This is a genomic window from Pseudomonas sp. FA117, from assembly GCF_057370475.1.
The window spans coordinates 5,770,012-5,788,402 of the sequence record NZ_CM170675.1 but is presented as its reverse complement, the minus strand read 5'-3'; the positions used below and the strand labels follow the sequence as shown (position 1 = coordinate 5,788,402).

Annotated in this window: 19 protein-coding genes; 9 read left to right on the top strand and 10 right to left on the bottom strand. The window is 64.2% G+C overall.

Annotated elements, in window-relative coordinates; genetic code table 11:
- The first annotated feature begins 23 nt into the window (after positions 1-23).
- A complete protein-coding gene (locus tag AC1TXO_RS26430; RefSeq protein ID WP_486404437.1) occupies positions 24-242 on the top strand; it encodes a PA3496 family putative envelope integrity protein in 219 nt (72 codons plus the stop codon).
- On the opposite strand, the gene AC1TXO_RS26425 is transcribed toward AC1TXO_RS26430, so the two are convergent.
- The gene (locus AC1TXO_RS26425) at positions 184-1,146 is read right to left on the bottom strand and encodes a LysR family transcriptional regulator (protein WP_486404436.1); all 963 of its coding nucleotides are present in this window, start codon (positions 1,144-1,146) and stop codon (positions 184-186) included. The two genes, AC1TXO_RS26430 and AC1TXO_RS26425, sit on opposite strands and share 59 nt — an antisense overlap.
- A 189-nt stretch (positions 1,147-1,335) precedes the next feature.
- On the opposite strand from AC1TXO_RS26425, the gene AC1TXO_RS26420 reads away from it, so the two are divergent.
- Both AC1TXO_RS26420 and oadA read left to right on the top strand, forming a co-directional pair.
- A complete protein-coding gene (locus AC1TXO_RS26420) occupies positions 1,336-2,751 on the top strand; it encodes an acetyl-CoA carboxylase biotin carboxylase subunit (RefSeq protein WP_402759951.1) in 1,416 nt (471 codons plus the stop codon).
- A gap of 11 nt (positions 2,752-2,762) precedes the next feature.
- A complete protein-coding gene (gene oadA / locus AC1TXO_RS26415) occupies positions 2,763-4,571 on the top strand; it encodes a sodium-extruding oxaloacetate decarboxylase subunit alpha (protein WP_486404435.1) in 1,809 nt (602 codons plus the stop codon).
- A 150-nt stretch (positions 4,572-4,721) separates the two neighbouring features.
- Here oadA and AC1TXO_RS26410 read toward each other — a convergent pair whose 3' ends face one another.
- Genes AC1TXO_RS26410 through AC1TXO_RS26400 form a run of 3 tightly spaced genes read right to left on the bottom strand, consistent with a single transcriptional unit; the run spans position 4,722 to position 6,482 of the window.
- The gene (locus tag AC1TXO_RS26410; RefSeq protein ID WP_486404434.1) at positions 4,722-5,387 is read right to left on the bottom strand and encodes a GNAT family N-acetyltransferase; all 666 of its coding nucleotides are present in this window, start codon (positions 5,385-5,387) and stop codon (positions 4,722-4,724) included.
- Between the two features lie 7 nt (positions 5,388-5,394).
- Positions 5,395-5,841: a GNAT family N-acetyltransferase gene (locus AC1TXO_RS26405; protein ID WP_486404433.1), complete on the bottom strand. Its 447-nt coding sequence runs from the start codon at positions 5,839-5,841 to the stop codon at positions 5,395-5,397.
- An 11-nt stretch (positions 5,842-5,852) separates the two neighbouring features.
- Positions 5,853-6,482 carry an FMN-binding negative transcriptional regulator gene (locus tag AC1TXO_RS26400; protein WP_486404432.1) on the bottom strand — a complete coding sequence of 210 codons (630 nt, stop codon included), beginning with the start codon at positions 6,480-6,482 and terminating at the stop codon, positions 5,853-5,855.
- A gap of 89 nt (positions 6,483-6,571) precedes the next feature.
- Here AC1TXO_RS26400 and pdxR point away from each other — a divergent pair, with 89 nt between their 5' ends.
- Positions 6,572-8,158, top strand: a complete 1,587-nt coding sequence (gene pdxR / locus AC1TXO_RS26395) for a MocR-like pyridoxine biosynthesis transcription factor PdxR (RefSeq protein ID WP_486404431.1) — start codon at positions 6,572-6,574, stop codon at positions 8,156-8,158.
- A gap of 48 nt (positions 8,159-8,206) precedes the next feature.
- Here the strand turns inward: pdxR and AC1TXO_RS26390 are convergent, their stop codons facing one another.
- From AC1TXO_RS26390 to aspA, 4 genes are all read right to left on the bottom strand, one after another.
- The gene (locus AC1TXO_RS26390) at positions 8,207-9,310 is read right to left on the bottom strand and encodes an extracellular solute-binding protein (RefSeq protein WP_486404430.1); all 1,104 of its coding nucleotides are present in this window, start codon (positions 9,308-9,310) and stop codon (positions 8,207-8,209) included.
- 2 nt (positions 9,311-9,312) lie between these two features.
- A complete protein-coding gene (locus AC1TXO_RS26385; RefSeq protein ID WP_486404429.1) occupies positions 9,313-10,353 on the bottom strand; it encodes a histone deacetylase family protein in 1,041 nt (346 codons plus the stop codon).
- A gap of 126 nt (positions 10,354-10,479) precedes the next feature.
- Positions 10,480-11,472 carry an AraC family transcriptional regulator gene (locus AC1TXO_RS26380; protein WP_486404428.1) on the bottom strand — a complete coding sequence of 331 codons (993 nt, stop codon included), beginning with the start codon at positions 11,470-11,472 and terminating at the stop codon, positions 10,480-10,482.
- Between the two features lie 166 nt (positions 11,473-11,638).
- On the bottom strand, positions 11,639-13,063 hold the full coding sequence (aspA, locus tag AC1TXO_RS26375) for an aspartate ammonia-lyase (RefSeq protein ID WP_486404427.1): 1,425 nt from the start codon (positions 13,061-13,063) through the stop codon (positions 11,639-11,641).
- Positions 13,064-13,244: 181 nt separating this feature from the next.
- Between aspA and AC1TXO_RS26370 the strand changes: the two genes are divergently transcribed.
- From AC1TXO_RS26370 to AC1TXO_RS26350, 5 genes are all read left to right on the top strand, one after another.
- Positions 13,245-14,186 (top strand): LysR substrate-binding domain-containing protein, encoded by a 942-nt coding sequence (locus AC1TXO_RS26370; protein ID WP_486404426.1) that lies wholly within the window; start codon positions 13,245-13,247, stop codon positions 14,184-14,186.
- Between the two features lie 173 nt (positions 14,187-14,359).
- A complete protein-coding gene (gene purE / locus AC1TXO_RS26365) occupies positions 14,360-14,851 on the top strand; it encodes a 5-(carboxyamino)imidazole ribonucleotide mutase (RefSeq protein WP_486404425.1) in 492 nt (163 codons plus the stop codon).
- A gap of 10 nt (positions 14,852-14,861) precedes the next feature.
- Positions 14,862-15,944 (top strand): 5-(carboxyamino)imidazole ribonucleotide synthase, encoded by a 1,083-nt coding sequence (locus AC1TXO_RS26360; RefSeq protein WP_486404424.1) that lies wholly within the window; start codon positions 14,862-14,864, stop codon positions 15,942-15,944.
- A 96-nt stretch (positions 15,945-16,040) separates the two neighbouring features.
- Complete coding sequence (locus AC1TXO_RS26355; RefSeq protein WP_054892962.1) at positions 16,041-16,286, top strand: GlsB/YeaQ/YmgE family stress response membrane protein; 246 nt, start codon at positions 16,041-16,043, stop codon at positions 16,284-16,286.
- Positions 16,287-16,334: 48 nt separating this feature from the next.
- On the top strand, positions 16,335-16,868 hold the full coding sequence (locus AC1TXO_RS26350) for a DUF3299 domain-containing protein (protein WP_486404423.1): 534 nt from the start codon (positions 16,335-16,337) through the stop codon (positions 16,866-16,868).
- Between the two features lie 66 nt (positions 16,869-16,934).
- On the opposite strand, the gene AC1TXO_RS26345 is transcribed toward AC1TXO_RS26350, so the two are convergent.
- Positions 16,935-17,831 (bottom strand): D-hexose-6-phosphate mutarotase, encoded by an 897-nt coding sequence (locus AC1TXO_RS26345; RefSeq protein WP_486404422.1) that lies wholly within the window; start codon positions 17,829-17,831, stop codon positions 16,935-16,937.
- Between the two features lie 72 nt (positions 17,832-17,903).
- Positions 17,904-18,302 carry an acyl-CoA thioesterase gene (locus AC1TXO_RS26340; RefSeq protein WP_003253317.1) on the bottom strand — a complete coding sequence of 133 codons (399 nt, stop codon included), beginning with the start codon at positions 18,300-18,302 and terminating at the stop codon, positions 17,904-17,906.
- Positions 18,303-18,391: the final 89 nt, after the last annotated feature.

The window sequence follows — 18,391 nt, the reverse complement described above, 5'->3', positions numbered from 1 at the left end:
GCACCCGATCTGGGAGACAGGCAATGGCAAACGATCATTTCGGTTCGTACCAACCCAACGCCAAGGCTCGCAAGCAGGCCGAGAAGGACCAGCGTCGCATGGAATACCGCCGTGCGATCGAAAGCTACTGCGACCAGCGTCAGCTCTTGCGTGATATCACCGACTACCCCGAACTGCAAGACATCACGGTGTGGCAGGTGGCGCCGGCAGCTTCCCAGAAAATCGCTCCACAAGCCCGCTGATCTTCGCTCGTTCGCTGCGAATGAAAGCTAGAAACGCCAAGGCCACCGGTGATTGCCGCTTGGCCTTGGACTGCACCACGCACCAGCTGCGGTACAGCGGCAGCTCCTCGACAGGCAACTCCCTGAGCAGTCCGGTGGCCAGTTCCATGTTGACGGCATGGCGCGTCAGCAGGGCGATGCCCAGGCCTGCGATCACGCACTCGCGCTGGGCGTCGGCCGAGGCCACTTCCAGGGTCTGGGTGAAGTGCACGCGCTTGTCCTTGAAGTATTCCTCGCAGGCCTTGCGTGTGCCCGAGCCTTGTTCGCGGATGAGCAGGGTATGAGGCTCCAGGTCTTGCAGGCGCAGGCGTTCGAGCTTGCACAGCGGATGTTCCGGTGGCGCCACGGCAATGATCGGGTTGTTGAGAAACGGCAGGAAGTCCAGGCCCATGTCCTGGGGCACCATCGACATGATGATCAGGTCGTCGCGGTTGTCGGACAGGCGCCGAATGGCCTGGGCGCGATTGACCACGGTCAGGGTGAGGTTGACCTCCGGGTGTCGCTGCTTGAAGGCGGCGAACAGGTGTGGCACGAAGTACTTCGCGCTGGATTCGATCGCCAGCTTCAGCTGCCCCTGCAGTGAGCCCTGCATGTCCGACAGCTGCATGTCGAGGTTTTCCAGGCGCCCGAAGATATCGCGGCTGGCGCGTTGCAAGGCTTCTGCGGCCTCGGTCAGGTAGAGCTTCTTGCCGACGTACTCGAACAGCGGCTGGCCGACCAGTTCTTCGAGCTGGCGGATCTGTAGACTTACGGCGGGTTGCGTCAGCGCCATCTCCTCCGCTGCACGGCTGTACGAGCGCAAATCACACACTTCGTTGAAGATCTGCAGTTGACGCAAAGTCATACGCATCAAGGACTTACGCATTTATCCCCAGGCCCCGGCAAAACCTTGTTACCCAACTATAAGCTTTTGCTAATACAGGCCCTAACAAATATTGATTTTTGTTTATCGACCGGTAGCGCTAGTTTGAATGTGCGACTGGCCAGCGACGTCTGGTCACGCGCCGACCGGTAAAACCGGATCGTCTGTTCCTACGGCTTTGGGAAGACTCCAGTGATAAAAAAAATCCTGATCGCCAACCGGGGTGAAATCGCAGTTCGGATCGTGCGTGCCTGCGCCGAAATGGGCATTCGCTCCGTGGCGATCTTTTCCGACGCCGACCGTCACGCCTTGCACGTCAAGCGCGCAGATGAGGCCTACAGCATCGGTGCCGAGCCCCTGGCCGGTTACCTGAACCCGCGCAAGCTGGTGAACCTGGCTGTGGAAACCGGCTGTGACGCCCTGCACCCGGGCTACGGTTTCCTGTCGGAAAACGCCGAACTCGCAGAAATCTGCGCCGAGCGTGGCATCAAGTTCATCGGCCCTGCCGCCGAGGTCATTCGCCGTATGGGCGACAAGACCGAGGCGCGCCGTACCATGATCCAGGCCGGTGTGCCGGTGACACCGGGCACCGAAGGCAACGTCGCGGATATCCACGAAGCCCTGAGCGAAGGCGAGCGCATCGGTTACCCGGTGATGCTCAAGGCCACCTCCGGTGGTGGCGGCCGGGGTATCCGTCGCTGCAACAGCCGCGAGGAACTGGAACAGAACTTCCCACGGGTGATTTCCGAAGCCACCAAGGCGTTCGGGTCGGCCGAGGTGTTTCTCGAGAAATGCATCGTCAACCCCAAGCACATCGAAGCGCAGATCCTCGGTGACAGCTTCGGCAACGTGGTGCACCTGTTCGAGCGCGACTGCTCGATCCAGCGCCGCAACCAGAAGCTCATCGAAATCGCCCCGAGCCCGCAGTTGACCCCGGAGCAGCGCGCCTACATCGGCGACCTGGCCGTGCGCGCCGCCAAGGCGGTCAACTACGAGAACGCCGGTACCGTGGAGTTCCTGCTCGCCGATGGCGAGGTGTACTTCATGGAGATGAACACCCGGGTGCAGGTGGAACACACCATCACCGAGGAAATCACCGGCATCGATGTGGTGCGCGAGCAGATCCGCATCGCCTCGGGCCTGCCGCTGTCGGTCAAGCAGGAAGACATCCAGCATCGCGGCTACGCGTTGCAGTTCCGCATCAACGCCGAAGACCCGAAGAACAACTTCCTGCCCAGCTTCGGCAAGATCACCCGCTACTACGCTCCCGGCGGCCCGGGCGTGCGCACCGACACGGCGATCTATACCGGCTACACCATTCCGCCGTTCTACGACTCGATGTGCCTGAAGCTGGTGGTCTGGGCGCTGACCTGGGAGGAAGCCATGGACCGCGGCCTGCGAGCCCTGGACGACATGCGCCTGCAAGGGGTCAAGACCACCGCCGCGTACTACCAGGAAATCCTGCGCAACCCGGAATTCCGTAGCGGCCAGTTCAACACCAGCTTCGTGGAAAGCCATCCGGAACTGACCAACTACTCGATCAAGCGCAAACCCGAAGAGCTGGCCCTGGCCATCGCCGCCGCCATCGCCGCCCACGCAGGCCTGTGAGGAATAGAACAATGTCCAAGAAAATCCATGTAACCGACACGATCCTGCGCGACGCCCATCAGTCCCTGCTGGCTACCCGCATGCGCACCGAAGACATGCTGCCGATCTGCGAAAAGCTCGACAAGGTCGGCTACTGGTCGCTGGAAGTCTGGGGCGGTGCGACCTTCGACGCCTGCGTGCGCTTCCTCAAGGAAGACCCGTGGGAGCGCCTGCGCCAACTGCGCGCAGCGCTGCCCAACACCCGCCTGCAGATGCTGCTGCGCGGTCAGAACCTGCTGGGCTACCGGCACTACAGCGACGATGTGGTCAAGGCCTTCGTGGCCAAGGCAGCGGTCAACGGTATCGACGTGTTCCGCATCTTCGACGCCATGAACGATGTGCGTAACCTGCGTGTGGCGATCGAGGCAGTGAAGGCCGCCGGCAAGCACGCCCAGGGCACCATCGCCTACACCACCAGCCCCGTGCACACCATCGAGGCCTTCGTGAACCAGGCCAGGCAGATGGAGGCCATGGGCTGCGACTCGGTGGCGATCAAGGACATGGCCGGCCTGCTGACCCCGTTCGCCACCGGCGAGCTGGTCAAGGCGCTGAAGGCCGAGCAGTCGCTGCCGGTGTTCATCCACTCCCACGATACCGCCGGCCTGGCTGCCATGTGCCAGCTCAAGGCCGTTGAAAACGGTGCCGATCATATCGACACCGCTATCTCCAGCTTTGCCTGGGGCACCAGCCACCCGGGTACCGAGTCGATGGTTGCCGCGCTCAAGGGCAGCGAGTTCGACACCGGGCTTGACCTGGAGCTGCTGCAGGAGATCGGCCTGTACTTCTACGCCGTGCGCAAGAAGTACCACCAGTTCGAAAGCGAGTTCACCGCCGTGGACACTCGCGTGCAGGTCAACCAGGTGCCGGGCGGGATGATTTCCAACCTGGCCAACCAGCTCAAGGAGCAGGGCGCCCTCAACCGCATGAACGAAGTGCTGGCGGAGATCCCGCGGGTACGCGAAGACCTCGGTTTCCCGCCGCTGGTCACCCCGACCTCGCAGATCGTCGGCACCCAGGCGTTCTTCAACGTGCTGGCCGGTGAGCGCTACAAGACCATCACCAACGAAGTGAAGCTGTACCTGCAGGGCGGCTACGGCAAGGCGCCAGGTGTGGTCGACGAGAAGCTGCGCCGCCAGGCGATCGGCAGCGAAGAGGTCATCGACGTACGTCCGGCCGACTTGCTCAAGCCGGAAATGGCCAAGCTGCGCGCCGAGATCGGCAGCCTGGCCCATAGCGAGGAAGACGTACTGACCTTCGCCATGTTCCCGGACATCGGGCGCAAGTTCCTCGAGGAACGCGAGGCCGGCACCCTCAAGCCGGAAGCCCTGTTGCCGATCCCGGAAGCCGGCGCTGCGGCCTCGGTGGGCGGTGAAGGCGTACCGACCGAGTTCGTCATCGACGTGCACGGCGAAACCTACCGCGTCGACATCACCGGCGTGGGCGTCAAGGCCGAAGGCAAGCGGCACTTCTACCTGTCCATCGACGGCATGCCGGAAGAGGTGGTGTTCGAGCCGCTCAACGACTTCGTCGGCGGCGGCAGCAGCAAGCGCAAGCAGGCCAGCGCGCCGGGCCATGTCAGCACCACCATGCCGGGCAACATCGTCGATGTGCTGGTCAAGGAAGGTGACGTGGTCAAGGCCGGGCAGGCGGTGCTGATCACCGAGGCGATGAAGATGGAGACCGAAGTCCAGGCGGCCATCGCCGGCAAGGTCGTGGCCATCCATGTGGCCAAGGGCGACCGGGTGACCCCGGGCGAGATCCTGATCGAGATCGAAGGCTGATCGACAGCCTTCGACTGACAAGTGGTTTACCTCATGGGGAGCGGGTGCTCCCCTTTTTTTATGCTGGGTTTCAAGGCCCTGTCGTGAGGCATTCCACGGGTTCTGGAGTTGACGGGATGCCCATGGGAGCGGGCTTGCCCCGCGATTGCGTCAGGCCAGGCGACACGCCTCGAGGGTCTTCACCTGGCCTTCAGGTCGCTGGTTCTCCACGCTCAACCAGCGCTCGAACCCCACCGCCACCGCTGGCCACTCGCCGTCGGTGATCGAATACCAGGCCGTGTCGCGGTTCTGGTCTTTCACCACCATGTGCTGGCGGAACACGCCTTCGAAGACGAAACCGAATCGCAGCGCCGCGCGTTTGGAGCGGGCGTTGGCATCGTTGCATTTCCACTCCAGTCGGCGGTTGCCCAGCTCGAAGCCGAGCTTGCCCAGCAGGTACACCGCCTCCGTGCCCTTGGGGGTGCGCTGCATGGCGGCGCCGAAGGCGATGTGGCCGATCTCGAAGCGCCCTTGCTCCGGCACGATCGACATGTAGCTGAGGATGCCCTGCACCTGGCCGTTAACCTTGTCGATGACGCTGTAGAACAGAGGATCGCGACTGGCGGCGTTGCCTTGCAGCCAGCGGTCGAAGCTGGCGCGCTCGCTGAACGGGCCATAGGGCAGGTAGTCCCACAGCACCGGGTCAGACCCCGGGCCTTGCAGGACTTCCCACAGGTCGTCGCCATGGCGCGCCGGGTCGAGTTTCTCCAGGCGGATGAAACGGCCTTCGAGGGAGGAGGCATCCGGTGTTGCAGCGGGTTTCCAGTTCAGGGTCATGATCGGCCTACAGTGCTTTGCGAAATTGAATGAAGCCCGGGCGCTCGGCCACCTGTTCATAGAGGCTGATGGCGGTGGCGTTGGTTTCGTGGGTCAGCCAGTGCACCTTGACGCAGCCAGCGGCCTTGGCAGTGGCGTAGACGTGCTCGATCAGCTGGCGACCTATGCCCAGGCCGCGCTGCGCGCCGTCGACGTAGAGATCCTGCAGGTAGCAGGAGTTCTCGATGCTCCAGTTGGAACGGTGGTAGATGTAGTTGACCATCCCCACTGCCTTGCCATCGACCCAGGCCAGCGCCGAGTGGGTGGGCTCGCTGGGGTCGAGCAGGCGTTGCCAGGTATTGGCCGTGACTTCCTCGGCGAGGGTGGTCTGGTAGAAACGCAGGTAGGCCTGCCACAGGGGCAACCAGGCGGCGTGGTCTTCGAGGGTGACCGGGCGCAGAGTAACGTTGGACATGCAGGTTTCCTTCAGAGCGGGCGCATCTGCGCCGCGAGTTGGTTGTCGAGTGGATCGGCGCTGCCGGCCAGGCCGTCACGTACGCCCTGCATATCCTCGGCGCTGCGATTCTGGCTGAGCTTGCGCGCGCCCTGGATACGGCTGATGGGCAGGCGGATGCCGACGATGGCGCGCAGCATGCCGTCGATGTAGTCGGCGGGGGCGTCGGCGACTTTCCAGGGCTCGGTGCGGCCCTGCTCATGTCGGTCGGTCAGGCGGCTGACGATCTCGAGCAGAGGGCCGGCATCGTGGATGACCTCGACCGGGCCATGGGCATGCACCGCGACGTAGTTCCAGGTGGGCACCACCTTGGGGTTCTCGAGTTTGCTCGGGTAGTAGCCGGGGCTGACGTAGGCATCGGCGCCCTGGAACACCAGCAGGGCTTCGCCGCCTTGTGCGAGGTCCTGCCATTGGCGGTTGGCCCGCGCCAGGTGGCCGTAGACCGTGCCGTACTCGCCCTCGTGGGTGTCAACCAGTACCGGCAGATGGGTGGCCAGCAGGCCATGTTCGCCGTGGCTGATCAAGGTGGCGAGGCGAGTTTGCAGCATCTGCTGGTGCAGGCGCTGCAAGTCGTGTTCCTGGTGCGGCTTGGCGTTGTACATGGCGAAGTCCTTGTGTGATGCCACCATCCTAGGCAGGCTATTGGTTCCGGGTAAGAGCCATTTGCAGCTGATTTGAAAGGTCCAATGCCATGAGTGAGCGCCCCCTCGTTTTGCCTTTCGACCCCGCCGGGATCGTGCTGGACCGCCGCCGTGGCCTCAGCCAGCAGCTCTATCAGGCGCTGCGTGCGCGGGTGCTGGACGGGCGCCTGAGCAGCGGCACACGACTGCCGGCCACCCGCGACCTGGCCTCGATGCTGGCGCTGTCGCGTAACAGCGTAGTTCGGGCCTACGACCAGCTGTACGCCGAGGGCTTCATTGAAAGCCGGGTCGGGGACGGCACCTATGTGAGTCGGCTGGCGAAACTATCCACACAGTTATCAACAAGGTTATCCCTGGGGTTACCAACAGACTTATCCACATTTTCGTCAGTTGATACTGAGGATTTATCCAGCTCGACTCGTTCCAGTGCGCCTCTGGAGCGTCTGAAATCTCACCATCTTTCGCCACCCAGGACGGGGGCACCGAAGGCTTTCCGGGTCGGCATTCCAGCCTTCGATCTGTTCCCGTTCGAGGTGTGGGCCAAGCTGCATGCGGGTTTCTGGCGTAATCCCGATCCTGCACTGCTGGGCTATGGAGACCCGGCCGGTGAGCCGATGCTGCGCGAGCTGATCGCGGCCTACATGCGCCGCTCGCGCGGGTTGTCCTGCACGGCTGAGCAAATTGTGATCACCAGTGGTGCGCAGCAGGCCATAAGCCTTTGTGCACAGTTGCTGTTGCAGCCGGGGGAGGAGGTGGCTGTGGAAAACCCAGGCTATCGCGCTGCCGGACATGCCTTCGCCCTGGCCGGGGCGATGGTTCGCGGCGTGCCGCTGGACGACGAGGGGCTGGACTGCGCACGCCTTGCCCAGTTGCCCGCCTGCCGCCTGGCCTACGTGACACCGGCGCACCAGTACCCCACCGGCGTCACCATGAGCCTGGCGCGGCGCCTGCAACTGCTGGCCTGGGCCGAGCGCCAGGACGGCTGGATCATCGAGGACGACTACGACGGCGAGTACCGCTACAGCGGCGCACCGCTGGCCCCTCTTGCGGCACTGGACCGGCAGGGGCGGGTGATCTATGTCGGGACCTTCGGCAAGATCGCCTTTCCCGCACTACGCCTGGGCTACCTGGTACTGCCGCCGCGCCTGGTTCAGGCGTTCAGCCAGGGTCGGGCGCTGGCGGTGCGCCATTCCGAGGTCGGCACGCAATGTGTGATGGCGCAGTTCATGGCCCAAGGACATTTCCAGCGGCACATCCGTCGTATGCGCCGCGCCGCGCTGGCGCGGCGCAATGTCCTCAAGGCTGGTTGGCCGCTGGATATTCCGGGGCTGGGGGCCATGCCGGAGGTGGCAGCGGGGCTTCACGTGAAGGTGGATGTGGATAACTTGGCCCGGGAGCAGGCGCTGGTGGCCCAGGCAGAGGCAGTGGGGGTGGAGATTCACCCACTGAGCAGCTACTGGCTGGAGGACAGTGAGCTGCCTGTGGATAAGCGGGCGGGGCTGGTGCTGGGGTTTGCGGCCGTGCCTGAAGAAGAGATTGCCGAGGCCTTGATGCGTTTGCGCAAGGCCTGGCGGCCTCTTCGCGAGGCAAGTCGCAGCGGCGAGCCGTCGCTCCCACAAGAACCGCGTCGCCCCTGAATCCGGCGAAATACTTGTAGGAGCGGGCTTGCCCGCGAAGCAGGCGACTCAAGTCCCCGACTTGATCCGGGTCCAGGCCCGCGTCCGCGCCCGCTCGGCCTCTTTGCTGAGCGGCTTGAGGGTGTACAGTTTGGCCATCGCCTCGGCCGTGGGATACAGGTTCGGGTTGTTGCGAATCTGCGCGCTCACTTTCTCGGTCGCGTCCTTGTTCGGGTTCGGGTAGCCGACGAAATCGCTGATCGGCGCGATCACTTCAGGGCGCAGCAGGTAGTTGATGAAGGTATGGGCATCGTCCGGATTCGCTGCGTTCTTCGGAATCGCCAGCATGTCGAACCAGATCGGTGCGCCTTCCTTGGGCAGGCGCATGTCCACCACCACGCCGTTGTTCGCCTCGCGCGCGCGGTTGGCCGCCTGCGAGAAGCTGCCCGAATAGCCTACCGCCACGCAGATGTCGCCGTTGGCGATATCGGCCATGTACTTGGAGGAATGGAAGTAGGTGATCGACGGCCTGATCTTCATCAGCAGTGCCTCGGCCTTCTTGTAGTCGGCAGGCTTGTCGCTGTTGGGCGACAGGCCAAGGTACTGCAGGGCCAACGGCAGGATCTCCGACGGGGAGTCGAGCAGCGCCACGCCACACTGCTTGAGCTTGGCGAGGTTCTCTTCCTTGAAGATCAGGTTCCAGCTGTCCACCGGCGCGTCGGCACCCAGCGCCGCCTTGACCTTGGCCGGGTTGAAGCCGATCAGGATGGTGCCGTACATGTAGGGTACGGCGAACTTGTTGCCCGGGTCGTTGGCTTCGATCAGCTTCATCAGCGCCGGGTCCAGGTGCTGCCAGTTGGGCAGCTTGCTGCGGTCCAGGGGCTGGAACACCCCGGCTTCGATCTGCTTGGCCAGGAACACGTTGGACGGCACCACCACGTCATAGCCGGAGTTGCCGGTCAGCAGCTTGGCCTCCAGTGCTTCGTTGGTGTCGAAGATGTCGTAGATCAGCTTGACCTGGGCGTCCTTCTGGAAGTCGACCAGGGTCTGCGGGGTGATGTAGTCGAACCAGTTGTAGACCCGCAGGGTGCGTTGTTCGGCATGGGCCTGAATGCCGCTGGCCAGCAGGCTGGCGGCGACGAGCGGGGCGAGCAGACGCTTGAATGACCGCATGATCAGGCTCCTTGTTGTGCGTGCTGGAAACCCTCCAGCACGTTGACCGCGTTGATGCCGATTTCCTCGACGGCGTAGCCGCCCTCCATCACGAACAGCGTCGGCTTGCCGAGTTGGGCGATGCGCTTGCCCATCTCCAGGTAGTCCGGGCTGTCGAGCTTGAACTGGGAGATCGGGTCATCCTTGAAGGTGTCCACGCCGAGGGAGATCACCAGCACGTCGGCGTCGAAGGCGGCGATACGCTGGCAGGCGTCTTCGAGCGCAGCGCTCCAGGTCGTCCAGTCGCTGCCTGCAGGGAGGGGATAGTTGACGTTGCAGCCTTCGCCCGCGCCTTCGCCGGTCTCGTCGGCATAACCGAGGAAGAACGGGAACTCGTCGGTCGGATCGCCATGGATCGAGGCGAAGAACACGTCGTTGCGGTCGTAGAAGATATCCTGGGTGCCGTTGCCGTGGTGGTAGTCGACATCGAGGATCGCCACCTTGCGTCGGCCCTGGTCGAGAAAGGCCTGGGCTGCGATGGCTGCGTTGTTCAGGTAGCAGTAGCCGCCCATCACTTCGGCGGCAGCGTGATGCCCTGGCGGGCGGCACAAGGCAAAGGCGGCATGGGCGCCGTTCTGGATCGCGGCCTGGCCGGTCAGCGCGACCTGTGCGGCGCTGTAGGCGGCCTGCCAGGTGCCGGCGGTGATCGGCGCTCCGCCGTCGAAGCTGTAGTAGCCCAGTTCGCCATGCAGGCCGGTGGGTTTGATCTGGCGCAGGGTCCGGGCAGGCCAGGTGAACGGCAGCAGGTCGCCCTCCTGGTTCATCGCCGCCCAGCGCGCCCAGGCGCCTTCGAAGAAGTCCAGGTAGGCGGCGCTGTGGATGCGCAGCAGTGGCGCTCGGCCGAAATCGGTCGGGCCAACGACCGGACCGAGATCGCGGTGCTGGACGCGGGCAAGCACATGGTCGGCGCGAGAGGGCATCTCGAAGCACGGCATCAGCTTGCCGTCGATCAGCTCGCAGCGGCCGTGGTGCAGGCGATGGTCATCGGAATAGATCGTCAGCATTTTTTGTTCTCTGGGAAGGTGACTGGCGTAGGTCCATTGTGGTGGCCGGGCCAGATCGGGAGAACGTTGCAAACGGCCAAAAGGGGATCGATATGGCCAACGGGCGGTTGTGCGGGCCGCTACCGACTACCCGCGATAATGACTGGGCGCCACGCCGCTCCAGCGCTGAAAGGCATGGCGGAAGCTGGCCGTCTCGCTGAACCCCAGGGTTTCTGCGATCCGGTAGATCGGCATCTGGTCTTCGGCGAGCAACTGCTTGGCTCGTTCGAAGCGCAGCTCATCGAGCAGCTGTTGATAACTGCTGCCCAAGGCCTGCAGGTGCCGGCGCAGGGTGCGCGACGAGCAGTTCATCTGCCGTGCCAGGCCTTCGAGCCCCGGCGCGGCGTCGAGTTGCTGCATCAGCAGTTGGCGAATGCGCCCCAGCCACGCCTGGCGCCCGGTAAACTCGAGGTTCAGGTGCCGGCAGCGCTCGGCCATGGCCTTGTGGGTAATCGGGTCGGCCAGCGGCAGTGGCATGTCGAGCCAGCGCCGTTCGAAGGCAAAGGCGTTGTCCCGTGATTCGAACCCCAGCGGGCACTGGAATGCACCGGCGTAGAGCGGGTGATAGCCCGGGCGGGCGTGTTCGAAGCGTGCCGCCAGCAGCGGCAGCGGACGACCCAGCAGGTCGTCGCAGATGACCTTCAGCGAGACCAGGCAGAATTCGGCATTGAAGGCCGCCAGCGCCGGGCTTTCGTGGGAATCGCTGGCGCTCAGCCATACGCGCTGGCCGTCATCGACCAGGCGCAGCTGGAAGATTGTTCCCAGCAGTGCCGGATAGCGCAGCGCCAGGCGCAGGGCGTCACCCAAAGTGGCACTCGAGAGCAGGGCGTAACCGAGCATGCCGTAGCACGACACATGCATCCGTCGGCCCAGCTCCAGGCCGATCTCTTCGCGTCGGGCCACGGCATTGGCGCACACCTGCAATTCCTGCTGGGTGGTGATGCGCGCATCGGGATGGCCCAGGTCTGCCGGGCCTATGCCGCTGCCGGCCAGCAACTGCGAGGCGGTGCAGCCCTCTTCCTGGAAGACGTTGAGAATCAACGAAACCGCGTTGAGGGTGGTGAGGTGGCTGTGCAGCATGCCTGGCATCCCATGGGGTGAGAAGCTTTGACCAGCAAGTTGTGTGCCGGTGGCGCGTGTGGGCGGGCTGCGCATAAAAAAAGGGCCCGGAGCGTGCGCTCGGGCCCTTGAAAGGTTGAGAGGTGTCTAGTCCCTCGACCTGGTGAGACAGGTTGCAGCGGTCGGGTTACGCCTTCAGCGGAACCAGACGTGGAGCGATCATGTTTTCCGGACGCAGGATGTCGTTGAGCATCGCTTCGTCCAGCAGCTTCTCTTCACGCACCAGTTCCAGAACACCGCGGCCGGTTTCCAGGGCGACGCGGGCGATACGGGTGGCGTTTTCATAGCCGATGTACGGGTTCAGGGCGGTGACCAGGCCGATCGAGTGCTCGACCAGTTCACGGCAGCGCTGTTCGTTGGCGGTGATGCCGACGATGCAGTGTTCGCGCAGCATGTCCATGGCGCGTTGCAGCAGGCGGATCGAGTCGAAGATCTTGTAGGCGATCAGCGGCTCCATCACGTTCAACTGCAGCTGGCCACCTTCGGCGGCGACAGTCAGGGCCAGGTCGTTGCCCATGATGGCAAAGGCCACCTGGTTGACCGCTTCCGGGATAACCGGGTTGACCTTGCCTGGCATGATCGAGCTGCCTGGCTGGCGCGCCGGCAGGTTGATCTCGTTGATGCCGGTGCGCGGGCCGCTGGACAGCAGGCGCAGGTCGTTGCAGATCTTCGACAGCTTGACCGCGGTACGCTTGAGCATGCCGGAGAACAGCACGAAGGCGCCCATGTCGGAGGTGGCTTCGATCAGGTCGGCAGCGGGTACCAGCGGCTGGCCGCTGATGGTCGCCAGGCGCTGTACGGCCAGGGCCTGGTAGCCCGGGTCGGCGTTGATGCCGGTGCCGATGGCGGTACCGCCCAGGTTGATTTCGGTGAGCAGTTCCGGTGCCAGCGAACGCAGACGGTTGAGGTCTTCGGTCATGGTGGTGGCGAAGGCGCGGAATTCCTGGCCCAGGGTCATCGGCACGGCGTCCTGCAGCTGGGTGCGGCCCATCTTCAGTACGTGGCTGAATTCCTCACCCTTGGCAGCGAAGGCCTGGATCAGGCTGTCGAGGCTGGCCAGCAGGGCGTCGTGGCCCAGCAGCAGGCCCAGGCGGATGGCAGTCGGGTAGGCGTCGTTGGTCGACTGCGCCATGTTCACATCGTTGTTGGGGTGCAGGTACTGGTACTCACCCTTCTGGTGACCCATGGCCTCCAGCGCGATGTTGGCGATGACTTCGTTGGCGTTCATGTTGGTCGAAGTACCAGCACCGCCCTGGATCATGTCCACCACGAACTGCTCGTGGTAGTCACCGCGGATCAGGCGGGCACAAGCCTCGCTGATGGCGGCGTGCTTGGCATCGCTCAGGTGCCCCAGCTCGCGGTTGGCGTCGGCAGCAGCCTGCTTGACCATCGCCAGGCCGACTACCAGTTTCGGGTAGTGCGACAGCGGAACGCCGGAGAGGTGGAAGTTGTTGGCAGCGCGCAGGGTCTGGATGCCGTAGTAGGCATCGGCAGGGACTTCAAGGGTACCAAGCAGGTCTTTTTCGACGCGGAACGATGCAGCGGAGGACATGACGGATATCATCTCGATTTAAACCCGGCACCAGCCGGAATGCCGCCAATCCTAGGCCTCGGCAGATTTTGCGGCCAATGCTGTTAGGCGCTAACCTATGCACAAACGGCATACGGTTTGATGTGACGCCGATTGACAATCGAGCGTGTTCCATTTTGGTGCACGCCTGCGGAGCTTCTCGATGAACCTTGAAAGCAAGTGGCTGGAAGACTTCAGTGCCCTGGCCTCGACACGCAGTTTTTCCCAGGCGGCCGAGCGCCGCTTCGTGACCCAGCCCGCCTTCAGCCGACGCATACGCAGCCTCGAGGCAGCGCTCGGTCTGACCCTGGTGAATCGTTCCCGCACACCCATAGAACTGACCGAGGCGGGTCAGCTGTTTCTCGTCACCGCGCGTACAGTTGTCGACCAGTTGGGCGAAGTTCTCCGCCATTTGCATCACCTCGAGGGCGGCCAGGGCGAAGTGGTCCAGGTCGCCGCGGCGCACTCGCTGGCGTCCGGCTTTTTCCCGCGCTGGGTGGCGCAGTTGCGCAACGACGGCATGAACATCGCCACCCGTCTGGTGGCCACCAACGTTGGCGACGCGGTGCATGCCTTGCGGGAGGGAGGCTGCGACCTGATGCTGGCCTTCTACGATCCTGACGCCGCCCTGCAGATGGATGCCGAGATCTTCCCGTCGCTGCACATGGGCACCACCGAAATGCTCCCGGTCTGCGCGGTGGGTGGCGACGGCAAGCCGCTGTTCGACCTCGAAGGCGAGGGCAGTGTGCCGCTTCTGGCCTACAGCGCAGGGGCATTCCTGGGCCGGTCGGTGAACCTGTTGTTGCGCCAGCGCAACCTGCGCTACACCACGGTGTACGAGACGGCGATGGCCGACAGTCTCAAGAGCATGGCGCTCGAAGGGATGGGCATCGCCTGGGTGCCGCGTCTGTCGATGCGCGGTGAACTGGAGCGCGGCGAACTGGTGATCTGTGGTGGCAGCCAATGGCACGTGCCGCTGGAAATCCGTCTCTACCGCTGCGCCCTGGTGCGCAAGGCGAATGTGCGCCTGCTGTGGCGCAAGCTCGAGGGCGGCGGCATGCCGGGCGCAGTTGACTCGAAAGTCAGTCAAGGCCCCGAAAAATAAGGGCGACAGTTGGTCGCCGGGGTGCCTTTAACGCGCCGCGTTACGGTATACTGCGCGGCCCCTTGACCGGATGCGTTTCCGGTCGTGATCAGCAAACAAGCCACGCCGGTCGTCCCGCGTGGCTTGTTGTTTTTTGACGGCGCCCAAGGGCGCACAAGCGAAGAGGCTCGACGATGAGTGCACTGGTTGGCGTGATCATGGGCTCCAAGTCCGATTGGTCCACCCTTAGCCACACCGCCGATATGCTGGAAAAACTCGGCATTCCCTACGAGGTGAAGGTGGTGTCCGCCCACCGGACCCCGGACCTGCTGTTCCAGTACGCCGACGAGGCCGAAGGCCGCGGCATCGAGGTGATCATCGCCGGCGCCGGCGGTGCTGCGCACCTGCCGGGCATGTGTGCCGCCAAGACCCACCTGCCGGTGCTGGGCGTGCCGGTGCAGTCGTCGATGCTGTCGGGTGTCGATTCGCTGCTGTCGATCGTGCAGATGCCGGCCGGCATCCCGGTCGCCACCCTGGCCATCGGCAAGGCCGGGGCGATCAACGCCGCACTGCTGTCGGCGAGCATCCTGGGCGCCAAGTACCCGCAGTATCATGCGGCGCTCAAGCAGTTCCGCACGGAGCAGACCGAAACCGTGCTGGACAACCCGGACCCACGCCAGGCTTGAGGCTGACGACATGAAGATCGGTGTAATCGGTGGCGGCCAGTTGGGTCGCATGCTGGCCCTGGCGGGGACTCCGCTGGGCATGAACTTCGCCTTCCTCGACCCTGCGCCGGACGCCTGTGCAGCGCCGCTGGGCGAGCACCTGCGGGCCGACTACGGCGACCAGGACCACCTGCGCCAGCTGGCCGACGAAGTCGACCTGGTGACCTTCGAGTTCGAAAGCGTCCCGGCCGAGACCGTGGCCTTCCTCTCGCAGTTCGTGCCGGTCTACCCGAGCGCCGAAGCCCTGCGCATCGCGCGCGACCGCCTGTTCGAGAAGAGCATGTTCCGCGACCTGGGGATCCCGACCCCGGCCTTCGCCGACATCCTCTCGCAGGACGACCTCGACGCCGCCGTGGCCAGCATCGGCCTGCCGGCCGTGCTCAAGACCCGCACCCTGGGTTACGACGGCAAGGGCCAGAAGGTCCTGCGCACCCCAGAAGACGTGGTCGATACCTTCGCCGAGCTGGGCAGCGTCCCTTGCCTGCTCGAAGGCTTCGTGCCATTCACCGGCGAAGTGTCGCTGGTTGCCGTGCGCGCCCGCGACGGCGAGACGCGCTTCTACCCGCTGGTGCACAACACCCACGACAGTGGCATCCTGCGCCTGTCGGTGGCGAGCGCCGCGCATCCGCTGCAGGCGTTGGCCGAAGACTACGTAGGCCGGGTGCTGCACAAGCTCGACTACGTCGGCGTGATGGCTTTCGAATTCTTCGAGGTCGACGGTGGCCTCAAGGCCAACGAAATCGCGCCGCGGGTGCACAACTCCGGGCACTGGACCATCGAAGGCGCCGAGTGCAGCCAGTTCGAGAACCACCTGCGGGCAGTCGCCGGCCTGCCGCTGGGCTCGACCGCCAAGGTCGGCGAGAGCGCCATGCTCAACTTCATCGGCGAAGTGCCGGCGGTGGACAAGGTCGTGGCCATCGACGACTGCCACCTGCATCACTATGGCAAGGCGTTCAAGGTGGGCCGCAAGGTCGGTCACGCCACCCTGCGCTGCAAGGACATGGCCACCCTCGAGGCCAAGATCGCCGAAGTAGAGGCGTTGATCGCCGGCTGATCGAACTTCTGCCCGCTGCGTGCCCTCTGACATGGCAACACGCCAAAGCGCTGTCTAGGCTTTGGCGTGTTCCATCTTCACTGCAGAGGGATTGCCATGGGCATCATCGGAACCATCTTCATCGGCCTGATCGTCGGCTTGCTGGCGCGTTTCCTGAAACCCGGGGACGACAGCATGGGCTGGATCATGACCATCCTCCTCGGCATCGCCGGCTCGCTGGTCGCCACCTACGGCGGACAGGCCCTGGGGATCTACCAGGCCGGGCAGGCTGCGGGCTTCTTCGGTGCCCTGGTCGGTGCCATCGTGCTGCTGGTGATCTACGGATTCATCAAGAAGCGCTGAACACAGGCTAGAATGCGCGGCAATTCACTTGAGTTGCCGAGCATTGCCATGCGTGCGTTCTTCCTCCTTCCCCTGTTGCTGGCCAGCGCCCTGGCCCATGCCGAGCTGCGCGAAACCGACTGGCTGGAGCTGATGCCCAAGTCGGACCAGAAGGCCCTCGAGCAGATGCCCGAGATCGACCACAACTCCCCCGAAGCCATGGGCACCTTCACCGCCAAGGGCGGCCTGAAGCAGAGCAAGGGCCTGCCGGCGGTGATGTATTCGACCAAGACCGTGGCGGCCATGAACGGCAAGCAGATCCGCCTGGGCGGTTACCCGGTGCCGCTGGAGAGCGATGCCAAGGGCAACAGCACGCTGTTCTTCCTCGTGCCCTATCCGGGCGCCTGTATCCACGTGCCGCCGCCGCCGCCGAACCAGCTGGTGCTGGTGCGTTACCCGAAGGGCTTGAAGATCGCCGATATCTACACGCCGCTGTGGGTGACCGGGACGCTGAAGATCGAGAAGGTCAGCAACGACCTGGCCGATGCCGCCTATGCACTGGAAGCGGGCAAGGTGAGGGTGGTCGAGGACGCCGATCTGTGAGCCCGACCCGGTTCTTGTAGGCGCGGGGCAAGCCCGCTCCTACAGGGGCTGCGGTGTCCTGTCGAATCAGAGCGCTTCGTGGCCAATCACCACCCGCAGCACGTGGCTGGCTCCAGGCTTGAGCTCCACCACGTCATCCCACACATTCGCCGTCTCCACGCACAGCATCCGCTGCCAGCCATCGTCGGCCATGTCGGGCAAATCGCGGGCGCGTTCGGTCCAGGGGTTCCAGATCACCGCGCTGCGTGAGCCGGTGGCGTGCAGGGTGATGCGCCGCTTCCATTGCGGATCGACGATCGTCAGGTGTTCGGGAGCGTTCAGGTAGATGCGGTCGGTTTCGCCGGCGAAGTCCAGTGGCCCTTGCTGGGTGCGCTGCTCCCAATTCTCCAGGGTCTCGATGTAAGGCAGACCCTCGACGCCTTCCACCTGCACCTGGCGCACGTCGCTGACGGCAAAATAGCTATGCAGTGCCTGACTGAGCGTGACGCTGGCATCGTCCAGGTTGCGGCTGCAAAGCGAGACCTGCAAGTGCTCGCCCAGCTCGACCACCAGGCGTAGCTCGACCTTGTGTGGCCAGCCGGGCAGTTGGCCCTGAGCCTCGGGCAGGTCGAACTCGATACGCAGGTTTTCACCGACTTCCTCGACACCAAGCAACTGCCAGTCACGCCCGCGCACCAGGCCGTGGGCGGGTGCCTCACTGCCGTGATACATGGCCTTGACCGAGTCGGGGTTGCGCTGGAAGTTGCTGAACCAAGGCCAGCAAACCGGCACGCCCGCGCGTACCGACTTGCCCTGGCGCAAGATGGCCTGGTCGCTGAGCCACAGTACGGGTTCTTCGCCGATACGCTGGTAGCTGAGGATCTGCGCGCCCTGCTGGGCAATCAGGAGTTCGGCGTGCTGGCTGGTGATGCGCCAGCAGTTGAGTTCGCCATGTTGCTCGGTGTCGACCTTGAAGGTAGCCATGCGCTCGTCTCGTGGATTGCAGGTGAGGCCGTTGGACCTCGAAGCCTGCAACGAGTTTACCGCGCGCCAGGCTCAGCGACGAGGGACAGAGCGGGTGCGGCCACTGCCGTCGATGGCCACGAAGACGAACACCGCTTCGGTGACCTTGCGCCATTCGCTCGACAGCGGGTCGTCGCTCCAGACTTCGACCATCATCTGGATCGAGCTGCGGCCGATCTCCAGGGTCTGGGTGTAGAACGACAGTTGCGCGCCCACGGCCACCGGCACCAGGAAGGCCATGCGGTCGATCGCAACAGTGGCGACGCGGCCACCGGCGACACGGCTGGCCATGGCGGTGCCGGCCAGGTCCATCTGGGCGACCAGCCAGCCGCCGAAGATGTCACCGAAGCCGTTGGTTTCACGCGGCAGGGCGGTGATCTGAAGGGCCAGGTCGCCCTGCGGGATAGGATCTTCTTGTTCGAGCTCAATCATGTCGTGGGGCCTCTGACCCGTGACGCTTCGTTGGTTGGCGCGGTGACGGACGCCCTGAAAAACGATTCAGCCGGAAACATACTACGCTG